At 47.1% G+C, this 17,667-nt stretch carries 12 protein-coding genes; 6 read left to right on the top strand and 6 right to left on the bottom strand.

Translation table 11 applies throughout. The annotated features are described in order from the left end of the window. The first annotated feature begins 62 nt into the window (after positions 1-62). Both F461_RS0105710 and F461_RS0105705 read left to right on the top strand, forming a co-directional pair. Positions 63-626, top strand: a complete 564-nt coding sequence (locus F461_RS0105710; RefSeq protein ID WP_020000191.1) for a glycine cleavage system transcriptional repressor — start codon at positions 63-65, stop codon at positions 624-626. Positions 627-709: 83 nt separating this feature from the next. Next, a complete protein-coding gene (locus F461_RS0105705; protein ID WP_020000190.1) occupies positions 710-2,080 on the top strand; it encodes a PFL family protein in 1,371 nt (456 codons plus the stop codon). A 92-nt stretch (positions 2,081-2,172) separates the two neighbouring features. Here F461_RS0105705 and F461_RS0105700 read toward each other — a convergent pair whose 3' ends face one another. The 4 genes from F461_RS0105700 to gnd form a co-directional block, all read right to left on the bottom strand. Then, a complete protein-coding gene (locus F461_RS0105700) occupies positions 2,173-4,245 on the bottom strand; it encodes a ribonucleoside triphosphate reductase (RefSeq protein WP_020000189.1) in 2,073 nt (690 codons plus the stop codon). 806 nt (positions 4,246-5,051) lie between these two features. Then, complete coding sequence (locus F461_RS0105695) at positions 5,052-7,841, bottom strand: ATP-dependent DNA helicase (RefSeq protein WP_020000188.1); 2,790 nt, start codon at positions 7,839-7,841, stop codon at positions 5,052-5,054. A gap of 171 nt (positions 7,842-8,012) precedes the next feature. Continuing rightward, positions 8,013-9,614, bottom strand: a complete 1,602-nt coding sequence (zwf, locus tag F461_RS0105690) for a glucose-6-phosphate dehydrogenase (protein ID WP_020000187.1) — start codon at positions 9,612-9,614, stop codon at positions 8,013-8,015. An 8-nt stretch (positions 9,615-9,622) separates the two neighbouring features. After that, entirely contained in the window at positions 9,623-10,522 is a 900-nt protein-coding gene (gene gnd, locus F461_RS0105685; protein WP_026364639.1) for a phosphogluconate dehydrogenase (NAD(+)-dependent, decarboxylating), read from the bottom strand. A 390-nt stretch (positions 10,523-10,912) separates the two neighbouring features. On the opposite strand from gnd, the gene F461_RS0105680 reads away from it, so the two are divergent. The 4 genes from F461_RS0105680 to rfaD are packed head-to-tail and all read left to right on the top strand — an operon-like array spanning position 10,913 to position 14,735. After that, positions 10,913-11,647 (top strand): metallophosphoesterase family protein, encoded by a 735-nt coding sequence (locus F461_RS0105680; protein ID WP_020000185.1) that lies wholly within the window; start codon positions 10,913-10,915, stop codon positions 11,645-11,647. Between the two features lie 15 nt (positions 11,648-11,662). Further along, on the top strand, positions 11,663-13,030 hold the full coding sequence (locus F461_RS0105675) for a protein kinase domain-containing protein (protein WP_020000184.1): 1,368 nt from the start codon (positions 11,663-11,665) through the stop codon (positions 13,028-13,030). A 36-nt stretch (positions 13,031-13,066) separates the two neighbouring features. Beyond that, a complete protein-coding gene (locus F461_RS0105670; protein WP_020000183.1) occupies positions 13,067-13,744 on the top strand; it encodes a YkgJ family cysteine cluster protein in 678 nt (225 codons plus the stop codon). A gap of 19 nt (positions 13,745-13,763) precedes the next feature. Further along, complete coding sequence (gene rfaD, locus F461_RS0105665) at positions 13,764-14,735, top strand: ADP-glyceromanno-heptose 6-epimerase (RefSeq protein WP_020000182.1); 972 nt, start codon at positions 13,764-13,766, stop codon at positions 14,733-14,735. A gap of 106 nt (positions 14,736-14,841) precedes the next feature. On the opposite strand, the gene F461_RS0105660 is transcribed toward rfaD, so the two are convergent. Next, on the bottom strand, positions 14,842-15,189 hold the full coding sequence (locus F461_RS0105660; RefSeq protein WP_020000181.1) for a DUF190 domain-containing protein: 348 nt from the start codon (positions 15,187-15,189) through the stop codon (positions 14,842-14,844). 344 nt (positions 15,190-15,533) lie between these two features. After that, positions 15,534-17,600, bottom strand: coding sequence for a DNA mismatch repair endonuclease MutL (gene mutL, locus F461_RS0105655; protein WP_020000180.1), 2,067 nt, complete (start codon positions 17,598-17,600; stop codon positions 15,534-15,536). Positions 17,601-17,667: the final 67 nt, after the last annotated feature.

Below are 17,667 nucleotides of genomic sequence, written 5' to 3'. Positions count from 1 at the left end.
GACTTGACATAATGAGTTGAGGCAATCAATCTCGTCTGATCTATATGTTTGGAGTGCAAAATATGAAAAAGGTAGTTGTATCATTTCTCGGTCATGATGGACCGGGAGTCGTGCATGCGGTATCCAGCCTGCTCACAGGTCTGGATTGCAACATTAATGAAGTAAGTCAAACTATTCTGCATAGTGAATTTGCTGCAATCGTTATTGCTGAAATGCCAGACGGTTGTACTATTGACCTATTGCAGGAAGCACTGGTGAAGGGACTTGCTGAACGACAGATTGACCTCAGTGTTACAGCACGCCTTTATGACGGTAGGAGCTGGTCTGCTGAAAACCCTCAATCGTTTGTAGTAACTGCAGATGGTCCTGACCAAAAGGGGCTTGTTGCTGCAATTTCAGGTATTCTCGGCGAGTATAATGTGAATATTGCCAACCTGAAAGCTATTGTTCCTGAAGATCAACCGGATGGATATGCTCTCATTGTTTTTGAGGTAATTGTTCCCGGTTCCGTTGAGCTTTCAACTCTACGAGCTGCTCTGGACGCGAAGGCGGAAGAGCTTTCGCTACGTGTAAGTGTTCAGCATAGGGACATTTTTGAAGCAGTGCACAGGGTTCAACCTGTGTAGCTTATGAAGCGTGACAATTTTTTGAAAGTTGTCACTGTCTGCATAAGATGGGATTTTTAGCCTGACATTTATAAGGAAAAAAAATGCTTTCAGATCGCGAAGTGCTCAGTACTTTAGCAATGCTCCGAAATGAGCATTTGGATGTTCGTACCGTTACGCTTGGTGTCAGCCTCTTTGACTGTGCAAGTCACGACTTTGACGTGTTTGCAGACAGGGTTCGCACCAAGATCAAACTTTACTCAGAAAAGCTTGTGGCTACTTGTAATGAGGTTGGCGATAAGTACGGTATTCCTATTGTAAACAAACGCATCAGTGTAAGCCCTATGGGCGTTGTGTGCGCTTCCTATACGCCGGAACAGATGGTGAAAGCGTGTCAGGTACTTGATGAAGCAGCACAGGAAGCTGGTGTAGATTTTCTTGGTGGCTTTGGTGCGCTGGTAGAGAAAGGCATGACCAAAGGTGATCGTGCTCTTATTGATGCTCTTCCGGAAGCGCTGGCCGTGACGCAGCGTGTCTGTTCCTCGATTAACGTAGCGTCTTCCAGAAGCGGAATAAACATGGATGCTGTTGCTCTTATGGGGCAGCGGATTAAGGATATTGCACAACGCACTGCGGACAGAGACGGGCTTGGCTGCGCTAAGCTGGTTGTGTTTGCTAACATCCCTCAGGATGTCCCGTTTATGGCAGGTGCCTACCTTGGCGTAGGCGAGCCTGAGGCGGTAATTAACGTCGGTGTTTCCGGCCCGGGCGTTGTTAAAAAAGCAATCGACCGTGCAGTGCAGGATGGCAGTGCAAAAAGTCTCGGCGATATCGCAGAGGTTATTAAGCGTACAGCATTTAAAGTCACCCGAGTCGGTGAGATTATCGGTACCGAAGTAGCACAGCGCCTTGGACTTCCATTTGGTGTGGCTGACCTTTCTTTGGCTCCGACTCCGGAAGTTGGTGACTCCGTAGGTGAAATTTTTGAAGCTATCGGCCTTTCTTCTATTGGTGCTCCAGGCTCTACTGCTGTGCTGGCGATGCTGAACGATGCTGTTAAAAAAGGCGGCGCCTTTGCTTCTTCCCACGTTGGCGGTCTTTCCGGTGCGTTTATTCCTGTGTCAGAAGATTCCAGCATTGCGGCAGCAGCGGCATCCGGTGCGTTGACCATGGAAAAACTTGAAGCCATGACAAGCGTATGTTCAGTCGGGCTTGATATGGTTGCAGTTCCGGGTGATGTTTCTGCATCAACCCTTTCCGGTATTATTGCTGATGAAATGGCAATTGGTATGATCAACAGTAAAACAACAGCTGTGCGTATTATTCCTGTTCCGGGTAAAGGCGTTGGCGATAATGTATCTTTCGGCGGTTTACTTGGTGAAGCCAAGATTATGGCTGTACCGGGTGGTAATGCAGAGTCGTTCATTAAGCTTGGTGGTCGTATTCCGGCTCCAATCCACAGCTTAAAGAACTAGTCAGTTTCTTTTCATAAATAAAAAAGCCGTTCTGCAAATGCAGAACGGCTTTTTTTGTATAGTATCTATCGCGAAATCTGCTGTGAAGCAGACTAGCTTTCGCAGCAGCAGTCAGTAAGTGCGCTAAGTGCGTATTCCTGACGTTCGCGGTACTCTTCCTGTTTACCTTTGTTCCAGCGCTTAACTGGGCGGTAGTAACCGACAACACGGGTATACACTTCAGCTTCGTTGCCGCAGGTAGGGCAATTAAAGTGTTCGCCGTTGATGTAGCCGTGTTCCTTACAAATGGAGAAAGTCGGAGTCACGGAAATGTAAGGAATTTTAGTATTAGTCATCGCTTTGATGAGGTAATTCTTGATGCTTTCCGGTTCCGGTACAGCTTCACCGAGGAAGGAGTGGAATACGGTACCACCGTTGTAGAGGGTCTGCAGTTCGTTCTGGTGCTCAAGAGCATAGAAAACGTCACTGGTCAGACCTACTGGAAGCAGGGTGGAGTTGGTGTAGTACGGTACTTCGTTACCAGCAGAGATGATGTCTGAGTAGAGGTCTTTGTCTGTTTTTGCCAAGCGGTAGCAAGTACCTTCGCCCGGAGTTGCCTCAAGGTTGTACAGGTTTCCGGTCTCTTCCTGGAAGCGCACGGTGAGAGTACGCAGGTGGTTGAGAACACGACGCATAAGACGCAGACCGCTTTCCGTTTCGATACCTTTTCCGAGCAGGTTGAGGCATGCTTCATGACCACCGATAAGACCGATGGTTGAGAAGTGGCCTTTGTAGCCGTTTTTGAGGTAGCGACGGGAGAATGGGAACATGCCTGCTTCGAGGTTTTTCTGGCAGAGCTTGCGTTTGAATTCGAGAGATTCTTTTGCCATTTCTGCGTATTCTTCAACGAGGTCGAGGAAGTCTTCTTCGTTATGTGCAAGGTACGCAAGCTTAGGCAGGTTCAAGGTAACAACACCGATGGAGCCGGTGAGGTCGCCAGCGCCGAACAGTCCGCCAGTCTTTTTGCGTATTTCGCGAAGATCCATCTGCAGACGGCAGCACATAGAACGGACATCTTCCGGATTAAGATCGGAGTTGATGAAGTTCTGGAAGTACGGAACGCCGTACTTAGCTGTAAGTTCCATAAGAAGCTGAGCTGGTTCAGAGTCCCAGTCAAAGTCTTTGGTAACGTTATATGTAGGAATAGGGAAAGAGAATATACGACCATCTGCGTCACCTTCGAGCATAACCTCGAGGAATGCACGGTTAATCATATCCATTTCTTTCTGGTATTCGCCGTAGGTCGTGTCCTGGAACTCGCCACCAATGATGATTGGTTCCTTAGCAATATGCGCAGGAACTACCATGTCGAAGGTAAAGTTGGTGAACGGGCTTTGACCACCCCAGCGGGATGTTGTGTTCAAGTTGAAAACGAGTTTCTGGATCTGCTGACGAACATTCGCGTAATCAAGATTGTCGTGGCGGATTAATGGTGCAAGGTAGGTGTCAATGTTGTTGAATGCCTGTGCACCGGACCATTCGTTTTGCAGCGTACCAAGAAAGTTTACAATCTGACCACAAGCGGAATCGAAGTGTTTTGCTGGTGCAGAGCAGCAACGGCCTTCAAGGTTAAACCCTTCGAGCAGCAGGTCACGCAGGCTCCAACCGGAGCAGTAGCCAGCAAGACCAAAGGAAAGATCATGAATGTGGAAGTAGCCGTGAGTGTGAGCCAGACGGATTTCTTCCGGATATTTTTCAAGCACGTAACGAGCCTGAACAGAACCTGCCATATGCAGGATAAGACCCTGAAATGAATGCCCCATGTTGGAGTTTTCGTTTACGCGCCAATCGCTACGGTCAAGATAGCTTTCGATCATGCTGGCGACGTCAAAGTATGCCTGATCCTGAGTACGCATTTCACGGCGTTTTTCACGGTAAATGATGTAACGTTCTGCAACAGCGTACAAGCGAGCTTCCATGAGTACTTGCTGTACAGTATCTTGTACTTGTTCTTGCTCTGGAGCTTCAACATTCGCAAGTTTTTCTTCAACTTTACGTGCAAGTCGTTTGGAAAGGAGTGGGTCTTTGATGCCACTGCTTTTAAGTGCTTTGAGGATAGCTTGGGCAATTCGTTCGAGGGACCAAGTTTCGATGCAACCGTCTCGCTTGAGAATCTGTTTAGGCATTATAACTCCGGACGTCATAAAAAGTGCATAGCAAAAGTAGAGCACACGAAAAGAACGCATGCGTGCGACAGCAACTCGACATCTTATAGCCTGGGGTGTGTACGAAGCGGCAGAACCTCAACATACGCAGGCACAGTTTTTTGATTATTTAGATTGAATACCGGTAGTACGCTTTGTACCGGTAGGGCTTCAGGAAGGGGGCTGGCTTTCTTACTTGCACTGCCGTGGGCGACAACTTTAAAAAACGGAAGTAAGATTACAGCGGCAGGACCGCACCGGATTTTTTAACCGGATTTCCTTTGCGCCTTTCGGCTCCTGAAGGAAGCATTCTTTGGGTGCCACAGAGCTACCAAAAACCCTTCAGCGCATCAAGTGTGGAGTTTTATAAGATGGATAAATTAACAACTTATTCACAGTATAAATATATAAAATAATAGGTATATTTTTTTTACGCACAAATTGTATGTACCATTTTTGCACTTGAGTCCTTAAAGTTGGTTGTCTACTTTTTGACAGTCGTTTATTGCGTCGTAAAATTGCTCTGAAAGCCCTGCTAACAGCGAATCGAGTGACAGAAGGCTGAAAGAAAAGCGGTTACAGTCTAGAGTGTGCTGTATCAATTGGTTGTATTATTGCTTTTAAAAAATGAGTAAAATATATAACAAATGATATTATTACCATTGAACGTTTGTGGTGGTGGGATAATTCAGGGGTTGCATTGTTACTGGGTAGTCTTTGTGAAAAAGTAGCTAGTCGCATTAGCTGTTGAAAATAAAGAAAGTCCGTATAATTTGTACGGACTTTTTCTATTTAGCCTTGTTCCAACCTTTGCCTCGATGGCGTTCTGGAATATTTCGCATGCCTTGAATAACTGGGCAAGGTGCGAGGCGCTGGTTTTTCAGTAACCTGTTATCCAGTACAATTACGAGGCCGGAATCCGTTTCGCGTCTGATGAGCCTACCGGCACCCTGTCTGAATTTGATTGCCGTTTCGTAGCGGTAACGTTCCCAGAATACACCGTCTGGCAGGAACCGTTTTCGGGCATCCATAAGCGGAGAATTGGGCGCGGGGAACGGCAGCCGTGTTATGATGACCTGCGTGAGCGTATTTCCTGGAAAATCGACACCATGCCAGAATGTTTCTACTCCGAAGAGAACGCTTTCGCGCGTTGTTCTGAATTCTTCAATAAGCGCGGTGGCAGGTTCTCCTTTGCGTTGGAACAGCAGCGGATAGCTGCCGTCGTAGGTTGCTTCAAATTCTTTTCGCAGGGCTTCCAAATCTTCATAACTGGCGCAGAGTACAAGTGTTGCTCCGTCATTGTATTCAATGAGTTTTGGCAGCACCGTGAGCGTGTATTCCAGCCAGAGCTTTTTGTGTTCGTAAAGGGCGCTTGGTGCATCTGAAGGAACAACGAGCGAATAGTCGGGCGTAAAGGGCGGTGCGACGCGGGCGACAAAACACGGTTTGGGTGGTGCTTCTTTATCTGAAAAGGTGAGGACATCTGATTTACCCAGCCCCAGAGTGCGACGATACGGAGTAAAACTGGATTGATGGGTGAGGGTGGCAGACGTCAGAATAATGGTGTCTCGCTGTTTGATAATTGATTCGCGAATAAAGGCCCCCAGATAGACCTGCCCACCGCAGAGTAACCAGTTGCGGGGGAAAACTTGGATAGAATTCCATGTGCCGTCTTCGTGCAGGCCTTTGCGGATGAGCATCAGATTGACGCTGGCTTCTTGCAGCAGAGTACGCATTGTGCGGCAACGGGAAATGCTTTTGTATCCCAGTGGAAGGTTGCCCGCTTTTTTGCCGGAAAAGAAGGCAGATAGTTCGTGGATACGCTCAAGGTGTTTGTTGAGAATTTCGAGATCGTTTGTGATATCACCTTTTGTGAAGGCCTGATGGGTAGGCGTTACCGGAACAGCACCGTACGCTGCGGCCTGATTCATTTGTTTGAACTGATCGCGAAGTGCATCTATTTTTGTGACGGTGTAGGCAATTTCACTGACCACAGCTTCCGCTTGATACTCGATTGCCTCGGGTGTGGAGGGTGCAAGAATAAGTTTGCGGCATTGTTCGCGCAGGTAGCGGCAATAGAAGAAAATATCTGAAGTAGAGAATTCCGGACTCAACGTCGTACGAACCGCATCTTCAAAGTGATTTGCTTCGTCGATGATGCAATGTTTGAACAACTCGCTTAGTTGCGGGTCTTGTTCCATCAATACAAGTTTGTTGTGGTTGGTAATGACAAGACGTGACTGGGCGGCTTCCGCGGTGACAATGTTGCCGGGACATTGCTTGTGTGTACTGAAGCAGCCGCTTCCTGCAGAGACTTCCTGCGCAATGTTGCTCAGGATTCTGCCTTCATCAAAATATGCGCGCATACGCGGCGTGACATCGTCAAGATCCGTAATCCGATACTGGTAACAGATATTCGCAAAGTAGAGCCATGAGAGCATCTCCATGCCGTCAAGCAGGGGCGAGAGGATGTCATTTAATTTCTGCGCACAGACGTAGTTCGATTTGCCTTTGATGAGTGCGACAGGAATAGTGTTGTACTGTCCGAACAGTTCGCGGCAGGAATCGAGTTCGTTTCCGTACAACTGCTTTTGCAGACTCTTTGTGTACGTAGCAATTGCGACACGCTGCGTTGGATTGCGTTTCAAAAATTCCATGACAGGAAGCAGGTATCCAAGAGTTTTCCCCGTGCCCGTTCCTGCTTCTATGCATGCAACGGCATTGACATTTATAGCCCGCGCTACATGGGATGCATAGTCCACTTGCGGTTGGCGGACGGAATAGTCTTTCCGTTTGTGGGCAAGCTGTTCGTAAAGCTGTTGAATATCGTCCTCTGGTAATTCGTGAAATGCTTCCCGTTGGACAGTTGATTTTTCTTTTTTGGGTACCGTGTCTAAAAATTGTTCCCAGTCTGCTGTTTCCGGCTTTGATACAGGAGTAATAAGAGCATTGCCGAAATAGTCGACGAAGTGTTCCAGCATGTGGCAACAAAATGTGCCAAAAAGAGTGTTGCTGGTACGGAGATAGTAACGCAGGGCACTTGTGGCGGGGAACGTTGTGTCGTTTAACACGGTACCGAATAAATGTTCTAGAAAATCAGCACACAGCTTGGCTCCTTCCAAGGCTGAAAAGCTGATTTTTTGACGCTCCTGCTTATGGAGATATTCCCATAGTGATTTTGCTGTGGCGGCACCTGTCCACGGCATAAAATAGTCAGCAAGAAGGGCGGCATCAATAATTCGTTCGTTGTTGCAGAGCGGCTCCAGTGAAATGATATGTCCGTTTGGAACGTAGCCCACCACATGGTCAATGCCCTCTAAGAAATCTTGAAGATGGCCGGATACAGTAATTTCGTCCGGCGCTTTTTTTAGTTTTGCTTCACCCAGTTGGGAATGAGCATATTCCCGTGCACGAAGTTTCCCTGAACGGATATGTGAGGTGAATTCAGTTACTGTAGCGTGTTGGGAAATACGTAAGGCTGCAACGGAGTAAATTCGTTTCTCACCGTTGCTGAGGCTGCGTTCATGCCCGAAGACAATGGCAATGTCTTCGATGGGAGTGTTAAAAGGGCGAAACATATCTTTGGCATATCAGAAGCGAACAAGACTGTCAGTTGTGATTTGTTGAACGCTTGTTTTGAACGTAACAGGCTTGGTAACAAGGTCTTATAAAGGGGAAAGGGCGGGCTGGTGAGAAGCTTGTTTCAACCAAGTTTCCCTCAGCCGCCGGAAGCAGACAATAACAGCTTTTTATTTCCGTATAATGAGCGGCTTTGCCAGACTTTTAAAGTGCGTCCCGTGTTCCTCAGGCGGATTCCGCCACTGGTGCCCGTTGCGCAGCAGTAACTCGTCTGATGCTTTAGGCCCCCATGATCCGGCACTGTATGTATGCAGTGGAGCTTGTTCCGGATGGTCACGCCAGAAGTTCAGGACTGGGTCAACAATCTTCCACGCAGCTTCTACACCTTCGCGGGAAAGAAAGAGTGTTCGGTCGCCGAGCATACAGTCCAGCAGCAGCCGTTCGTAGGCATCCTGTGGAACAGTATCAAATACTTCAGAATATTTGAAAGAGAGGGACAGACTCGCCATGCAGGCTTTTGGTCCCGGTTGTTTTGTGTGGATGGTCAGATCAACGCCTTCATTCGGCTGAATTTTCATAACCAGAATGTTTGACGGCATTTCGTGTTGTGATTCGAGTCCGAAAAGGGAGTGCGGAACCCGTTTGAAGGTGACCGCAATTTCTGATTCACGCATGCTCAGACGCTTTCCTGAGCGCATATAAATAGGTACATCCTGCCATCGCCAGTTATCTATATAGAGCTTCATGCCTACAAACGTTTCTGTTGTAGAATCCGGCGCAATGTTAGGCTCACTATGGTACCCATGTACATCTTCATTGTTTACTTTTCCTTCAACGTACTGGGCGCGCACAATGTTGTCTTTTAGTGTACGTTCCGACCATGGGCGGATGGCGTGTAACAGCTTTACACGTTCACTCTGGACACAATGTGCTTTAAATCGTGTCGGAGGTTCCATGGTAACAAGTGAGAGCATTTGCAGCATGTGGTTTTGGAACATGTCCCGCAGGCATCCTGCTTTTTCATAATAGCCGCCCCGATGCTCAACGCCTACTGATTCTGCAACGGTAATTTGAATATTGTCGATGTACCTCTGGTTCCAAAGTGGTTCAAACATAATGTTTGCAAAACGGAGCATTAAAATGGATTGCACCGTCTCTTTGCCAAGATAATGGTCGATACGGAAGATCTGTGATGGATTAAGCATTGAGGTGAGATGCTTATCCAGTTCAAGTGCAGATTTAAGATCATGACCGAACGGCTTTTCAAAAACAACTCGTGCCCACGGGTCTTCATTTTCGCCCTCCATGGTCAGTCCGGATTGAGACAGTCGACTCACTACGGTCGGATGGAGTTGTGGCGGGAGGGCAAGATAGAAGAGTTTATTTTCTTTTTTAGTAAAATCGCAATCACAGCCAGCGGCTTTTTTTTGTAACCGCCTGTAAGCTTCAATATCGTTGTATTCTCCAGAGGTGTATCTGCATTGTGAAAGAAACGACTCGACCATCTGAGTGTCGCTTATTTTATGTACAGAAATAAGCGAGTTACGGATACGTTCCTTAAATTCTTCGTCGGTCATTTCAGTTCGTGCAAAACCCAGTATGTAGAAGGTAATAGGCATAAGATTTCGTGTATACAGATTGAACAGCGCCGGTATCAGCTTTCTGTAAACAAGGTCTCCGGACGCTCCGAAGATAATTATCCCGCAACTGTCCGGAGTTAATTCTTCACACGAGTTGGTGGCAGAAGAATATGTTGCTTTAATACTGGGCATGGGGCTTCCTACTCTTTTCTCACGGCGTGTCCGCCGAATTCCTTACGTAGTGCGGCAAGAACTTTGTTAGAATACACGTCCTGCTGGCGGGATTCAAAACGCTTGAAAAGGGATTGTGCCAGAACAGGGGTGGAAATGCCGTATTCAATACTGTTGAGAATGGTCCAGCGCCCTTCACCGGAGTCGTTGACAAAACCTTTGATGGATTCAAGATCCGGATCGCGTTCATAAGCTATTGCCAACAATTCGAGCAGCCAGCTGCGCACAACACTGCCTTGGCCCCATAGATCCGCGATGCCTCCAAGATCAAGTTTTTCGAACGGGCCGTTTCGCATGAGGTCAAAGCCTTCACCGATGGCTTCCATCATGGCGTATTCAATGCCGTTGTGTACCATCTTAATAAAATGGCCGGAGCCGACAGGGCCTACATGCTTCCAGCCGCGGGGAGGCGCCAGCGTATCAAAGATCGGTTTTGCCCGGCGTACAAAGCGATCTTTACCGCCGACCATGGTGCAGTATCCAACCTTTAATCCCCATACGCCTCCGGAAACTCCGGCATCAATGTAGCCGCAACCTTTTTCAACAAATGCTTTTGAATTTTCCAGATCATCCTTCCAGTAGGAATTGCCGCCTTCGATGACCAGATCATCCGAACTGATTGCCTCTAAAACTTCTTTTAAAATAAGCTTTGTTACATTGCCGGAAGGCAGCATGCACCAGATTATACGTGGTGGAGTAAGGCGTTGCACGGCTTCTTTGATTGTTTGTGCTCCGATGGCTCCTTCGCTGACAATGGCTGCAACTTTGTCAGATGAACGGTTCCATACCACAACTTGATGTCCACCTTGAATAAGACGGCGAGCCATGTTCATTCCCATACGGCCAAGACCGATCATTGCTATCTGCATACTATTACCTCTGAACATACTTTGTTTTCTGTAAAAAGAGAGGATTCATGTGATGATGCATTGCTAACCTATAAAATTTGGTGCCCGTTGTTCCTCTGCTATACTGTGCCCAAGAAGTATGAGTTTAAAAGTTGGTTGTTTTTTCACCTGACAAAAGTTGTGGGTTAGAAATACATACTACAAAATACGTGAGCTGGGCTGTTAGTGCAATTCGCAGTGGTTATAAGTCTCAGTTCAACACAAGGATGTATGACAGATTTATTCCGGTATGTTGCTGGGCTGGCTGAATGAGTTGCAAATAAAACGGTACACGGTACGGAATGGAGTGCTTAGGAGCGGGGGGCATTATTACACTTTGTCAGCAAAATCAGTTCCTGTTATGTTCCTTGAATGCGAATCGTAATTCTGTCTGATATTCACGCAAATTATGAAGCTCTAACTAGTGTGCTGCATGATATTGAGCTGTCCTTTCCTGATGTTTCCGAGATAATTTCTCTTGGAGATATTGTGGGGTATGGGCCTGACCCTGAGTTGTGTGTGAAGACGGTTCAGGAACATGGAATTATTTCTGTTGCCGGAAACCATGAGCTTGGGGTGGGTCGTAGTAAGTATCGTTCCTGCTTTAATAGGCAGTCAGTGGAAGCGGTGGATAAAACCTCGCATATGCTTTCTGATACATCCTTGAAATACCTGCGCTCGCTTCCTCTTGTTCTTTCGTTGCACGGAGCCTTGTTTGTACACGGTCTGCCGCCTCGGTCGGCTTTCCAGTATATATGGGAGTTGAACGACGAACGAGTTCTATTGAAATTTTCCCGTTTCCCCGAACAAATAGCTTTTCTTGGACACACACATGAGCTTGGTCTTGTGCGTGCTGTGGGTGATACTGTAGAACGCAGTGATTTGCATGAAGGAACATACACTCTCGATTTTACCAGTCGATACATGGTGAATGCAGGCGCAGTAGGACAACCGCGTGACGGCGATCCCCGGGCAAAGTACCTTGTGTGGGACATAGAGTCCCATGAACTTACTGTGCGTTGCGTTGCATATGACCCCACTGAGACGATTGCCAAGATGAAAGAACGCGGATTGCCGGAGCGATATGCCAGACGGTTACTTCCGTAGTCTACAGGAAATAATATGAAGATTGGACGCTATACAGTATGCGGCCTCCTTGGCAGGGGCGGTATGGGGGCTGTGTTTAAAGCTCGTCAGCCGGTTACGGGGCGCATTGTTGCATTAAAAGTGCTTAAGCCGTCAGAGATGATGGAATTTCTGGTTGAACGGGAAGAGCTTATCGCACGGTTTGAAGCAGAAGCGCGCATTATGGGAAAACTCGATCATCCTAATATTGCAGCCATATGGGATTATGATATTGCGGACGGTACGCCTTTTTTTATCATGGAGTATTTTTGTCGTAACCTTGGCATGGTAATCGGTGAAAGCTACCGTGTGGAAGCGCCGACGCGCAAGCTTCCGCTTACAACTGCTGTTTCGTATGCGTCTCAGACGCTTGATGCTCTTTACCGGATGCATCAGGCAGGGATTGTGCACAGGGATGTGAAGCCGTTTAATCTTATGATTACCGGGCTGGATGAAATTAAGCTGATTGATTTCGGCTTGTCACGGCTTCGCGGCGAGATGACCCCGACGTCCGCTGCAAAGGGCGAACGCATCGGTTCCCCGTATTATGCTGCACCTGAGCAGGAAGCAGCACCGGACAGTGTGGATGGCAGAGCGGATATTTTTTCTGTAGGTGTTATGTTATACCGGATGCTTACAGGGGTATTGCCTACAGACGAAGCTCTGTATACAAACAATGTTGTTCCGCATGCCAGTCAATATTCTCTCGATCTTGATAATGATTGGGATGCATTTTTCGATACTGCAATGGCGTTTGATCCGGAAAAGCGGTTTGCCACAGCTAAGGATATGCGCATTGCGCTTGATTCTTTGGTTGAGACATGGCGTGAACGGGTTGATAACGAATGTCGGTTTATTGATGAATTTGCTGAAACGCAGCCGTGCTCCACAGATGCTCCAGTGATGCGTATAGAGCCGATTAAAGTGCGTCTTGCGCAGGCTCAGCAGACCTTCGGTCTAGATTCATTATGGCGTCCTGATTGTGCAGGTCTGGCTGATCTGGTTGATAATGAGGACGGAACAGTAACCGATGTTGTGACAGGAAAAATGTGGCAGCAGTCCGGTAGCGAATTTGCGTGTACATGGGACGAAGCCCATACGTACATAGCGTCGCTGAATGAAATAAATTTTGCTGGCTATCAGGATTGGCGGTTACCAACAGTAGACGAGCTTTCGTCACTAGTGCAGGAACCACCGGAACTTGGAGCTTTTTGTGTGCCGCAGCTTCTGGACAGTGCACAGGATACACTCTGGACGTGCGACACAAAGTCGTATATGGCGGCATGGTTTGTGAGTGCATCAATGGGGTTTGTGGGCTGGCAGGATATGACGTGCCAGTTTGCAGTCAGAGCGGTGCGCGGGTAGACGAACTATCCATACAGATAAAAAAGGAGACCTAATATGGGTCAGGAAATACAGAAAGAATGTACCCGCTGCGGTACATGTTGTGCAAAGGGCGGCCCTGCTCTGCACAAAACAGACCTTGAGTTGTACGAAAAAGGGGTGTTTCAGCGTAAAGACCTGATGACATTCCGTCGCGGAGAACTGGTGCGTAATAACGTAACAGGTCAGCTTGAACCGCTTCAGCAGGAAGTCGTAAAAATCACCCGCCGTAACGAAAGTACATGGACTTGCTGCTTTTTTAATGTGGTAGACCGTCTTTGTTTCATTTATAATGACCGTCCAGCAGAGTGTAGAACTCTGGACTGTTGGAATCCTGATGCTCTTCAGGAAATGTACGAAGAAAACCGCATATCCCGCTTTGATGTTCTTGGTGATAATAACGGATATGCTGAGCTTGTAAGAACACACGAAGAAAAATGTGGCTATGAGTACCTCGGGACTATTTACGAACGTATGAAAAATGATCCTTCTGCAAAAGAAGAGTTTTTGGAATCAGTACGCTTCGATATGGCATTCCGTAAGGTTGTTCAGGAAAAAGCAGGGATTCCGGCAGCAGAAATGGAATTTCTTTTTGGTCGCACTCTTGGTGAAACTGTACACATGTTCGGTCTGCGTATCGTAGAAACTGAACATGGCCCTGAGCTTGAGAATATTACTGAGAAAAAAGTTAGCTAGTTTCTGCTAGGAGGACCGTATGTATATTGTTACTGGTGGCGCCGGAATGATCGGCAGTGCTATGATCTGGAAGCTCAATGAAATGGGCATCACAGATATTATTGTAGTGGATAATCTCGCTTGCACCGAGAAATGGAAGAACCTTGTTAACCGTACCTATGAAGAATATATCCATCGCGATACATTTCTTGAAATGGTAATGCACGACCAGCTTCCTTGGGAAGTTGATGCAGTTATTCATATGGGCGCGTGTTCTTCTACTACAGAAAAAGACGCAGATTTTCTTATGGAAAACAATCTGCAGTACACCAAAGCAATGTGTGAACTTGCACTTATGAACGATGCAAGATTCATTAACGCGAGCTCCGCGTCAACATATGGTGATGGCCAGTTCGGTTTTGAGGATTCCCTTGAAACTATGAAAAAGCTGAAGCCGCTGAATATGTACGGATATTCCAAACAACTTTTTGATCTATGGGCAGCCCGCACCGGACGTCTCGATAAGATTGCGTCTCTTAAATTCTTTAACGTGTACGGTCCGAATGAGTACCACAAAGGCAACATGAAAAGTGTTGTATGTAAGGCTTTCTACGAGATTGGTGAGACTAAAGAGATGAAGCTCTTTAAGTCATACCACCCGGACTACCCGCACGGTGGTCAGAAACGTGACTTTGTGTACGTAAAAGATTGTGTTGAAGCTATGTGGTGGTTACTTGAAAACCCGCAGGCTAATGGTATCTTCAACTTTGGTACCGGCACCGCACGTACATGGAATGAACTTGCTAATTCAGTATTTGCAGCAATGGATATTGAATCCAACATCAGCTACATTGAAATGCCGGAAATTCTGCGAGGTAAATATCAGTACTTTACTGAAGCACCAATGAAACGCCTTCAGGATGCCGGTTGTCCTGTTAAATTCCGTTCTCTTGAAGAGGGCGCGAAAGATTATGTCCAGAACTACCTTGCGCAGGAAGATCCGTACCTGTAATTGCCCATTGAATAGAGAATCCGGGTATCGCAGATTTGGTAGTCTGCACAAATAGCAAATAAAAAGGGTGGAGTTGTTAGCTCCACCCTTTCTTATTTTTCAGAGTCTATTCCAATGTTTTTCCACCACAACGGACAAGGCACATGCTTACCGGTTCACGCAGGACGATTCCCTGTGGAACCATTTCACAAAGTGTATTTGAAAAAGCATCAAGCTTTTCTTTATCATCCACCATATGGATAATTACAGGGACATCGGAGCTTCTGCCCAGTGGGCGTTCTCGGTGTATGGTCTTTGCTGCCCCGTAGCCCATAATTCCTTTGTGTACTGTAGCACCGGCGATACCGCTTTTTTGGGCTTGTTCAACAATTGCGCGGTAAAGAGGTTCGCCGTTGTGTGTTCTATCCTCATCAATAATGCATGTAATACGTTCTACATTTGTGCATTCTTTCATTTCGGCCTCCGTCGGGGCTGTTCTAAGCGTTGCGGTGTATTGGAAAATTGTGTGCGTATTCTTTTTTAAAAAATTTAATGAATACCATCACACAATACCGTTTCCGCGGAGTTGTATCTGCTATTTTAAACAGGGTGACGGGCAGTTACCTGTAAAAAGTACTGCATACGACACGAAAAATATAAAATGATCATAGAGTAGGCTGTAATTTAAGGGAAAATCTTTGATGTGTATTACGATTTGTGGTGTGATTTTTTTTCAAACGGGGAATGGAAATCAAAAGAACGGTCAGTAGGATTAGCTATTGACCGTTCTTTTGATTTTTATGCTGAAAGAAAAATATGTTATCCCTTACGCTTAAACATTTTTTCCAGATCATCAATGGAAAACTGTATAACAGCAGGGCGGCCATGCGGGCAGTAGGTTCTGTCCGGAGTTGTAAGCCACTGCGCAATGAGTCCGGCTGCTTCATCTGAGGTAAGCTTTTGTCCGGCCTTGATGGCGCTTTTGCAGGACATCATAGCCCATAAATCTTCCATGGAGCTTATCTGACCGGAGAGAATTTCACGCAAAAATTCTTTTGCTTCAGCCGTTTCAAGGGCATTTGGAATCCCTTTAACACGGACAGCAGCTTCTCCTGCCGTGGCCAGTGAAAACCCGATTTTTTCCAGATCGCCCCACATTTCTTGTAGTCTGTGTGCCTCGGAAGGATGAAGAGCAAGGTTGATAGGTAATGCTAGAAGCTGAGAGTGCCCCTGTGAGGCATCACGTTTGATACGCTCAAATAAAATTCGTTCATGTACCGCGTGCTGATCAAGTAACACGAGTTTGTGATTCCGCTGGCGGATGATGAGGTACGTATTTGCCAGTTGACCGAGATATGTCAGGTCACCGATAGTTACACTCTTGTTCTCTGCCGCTGATTCGGGATAAATATTCTGCGTTTCGTAGTCTTCTGCTGCTGAAGGAGCTTGCATGCCGACAGCATGTACCTCTTCTTCGTAGAGTTGTATTGGTGGTGTTAGGGAAAGGTCTCCCTGCTCAGAAACAGCGGCTAGCGGTTCATTCATTTCCAGCACAGGAGCATATGGGTCTGTTTGGCGCACTGTGGACGGGGTAAAGTTGATTGAAACGTCGTTGACTTCTTCCTCTTCGGAAACCTGCGAAACAGGGCTGTGCATCGTATGCACAACTTCGGTCTCGTATCCTGTTGCTTTCGTATTCGGATTGCTATTGATAACGTTGTCGGCATCTGCTGCGCCCCAGAAACCGGCAGGTTTAGGTGGCGTAGAACTCAGGTTCATTGATGCCTGTGTTGCCGCAGGAGCTTGCTTTGCTGAAGGGATAGCAAAGGGATCGGTTCCTGCTTCAACCTGCTCGAGTACGGTCAGATCATCCAAAGCACGCTCAACGCCTTTACGGACAGCAAGGTAGACGCTGTTTTCATCCTGAAAACGTACTTCGTTTTTCGCAGGGTGTACATTCGCGTCCACAAGTTCCGGTTGCATAGTAAGGAACAGCGCAACTTGCGGGTATTCTTTACTCAACAAGCGGCCTTTGTAGCCATCGCGCACTGCGCGCATGAGAAGCCTGTCGTTTACAGAACGACCATTTACCCAGAAGAGCATCCGGTCTGCACGTGGCTGTGCCTTTTGCGGATGCCCTGTCAGTCCGTTTACTATGTAGCCGTCGCGGGTATGGTCCAGCGGGAGAAGGGACTCTGTAATGGCTGGCGGCCAAAGGGTGGCCAGTCGGTCACGAAGTGTCTGATTTTTTGGAAACCGCCAAACTTCGCGTCCGTTGTTTGTAAACGTGAAGCCGACATCTGGACGGGCAAGCGCAAGGCGTGAGAGCATTTCCTGACAGCGCTTTGTTTCTGTATTCTTTGTTTTCAAAAATTTTAGTCGTGCCGGAATATTGGCAAACAGGTCACGAATTTCAACCACAGTTCCCTGATGTAATGCAGCAGGGCCTTGGTTGGTGATATTGCCGTGCTCTACACTAATGAAGAACGCATCTGCCGGAGTGTTTTCGACTTCCGGTGCCGGCGCTGAGGTAATGGTAAATGTAGAGACGGATGCAATAGAAGGCAGTGCTTCGCCACGGAATCCGTAGCTGCCTATGTTCATCAATTCTTCCAGACTTGCGACTTTACTTGTGGCATGACGGGTCACAGCCATCTCAAGCTCATCCTGCGGGATTCCGTAACCGTTATCCCGTACCTGAATGAGCGTTTGTCCGCCTTCTTCAATAGTAATATCTACGTGTGTCGCACCAGCATCGATACTGTTTTCTACAAGTTCTTTCACTACAGAAGCAGGACGTTCGACAACTTCACCTGCGGCAATCTGGTTGCGCAGGTCAGAGGGAAGCACTTGAATATGGCGTCTGGTATCAGTTTTCTGTGTCATACAAATTCCATTCTACGGCAGTTATATTTCAGAACTGAAGGTTCTATGTTTCGTGTACTGAATTAGT

The sequence above is a fragment of the Halodesulfovibrio aestuarii DSM 17919 = ATCC 29578 genome, from assembly GCF_000384815.1.
In the GTDB taxonomy this organism is placed as follows: domain Bacteria; phylum Desulfobacterota; class Desulfovibrionia; order Desulfovibrionales; family Desulfovibrionaceae; genus Halodesulfovibrio; species Halodesulfovibrio aestuarii.
The sequence above is the reverse complement of the archived record's forward strand: the minus strand, read 5'-3'. Positions and strand labels throughout refer to the sequence as shown.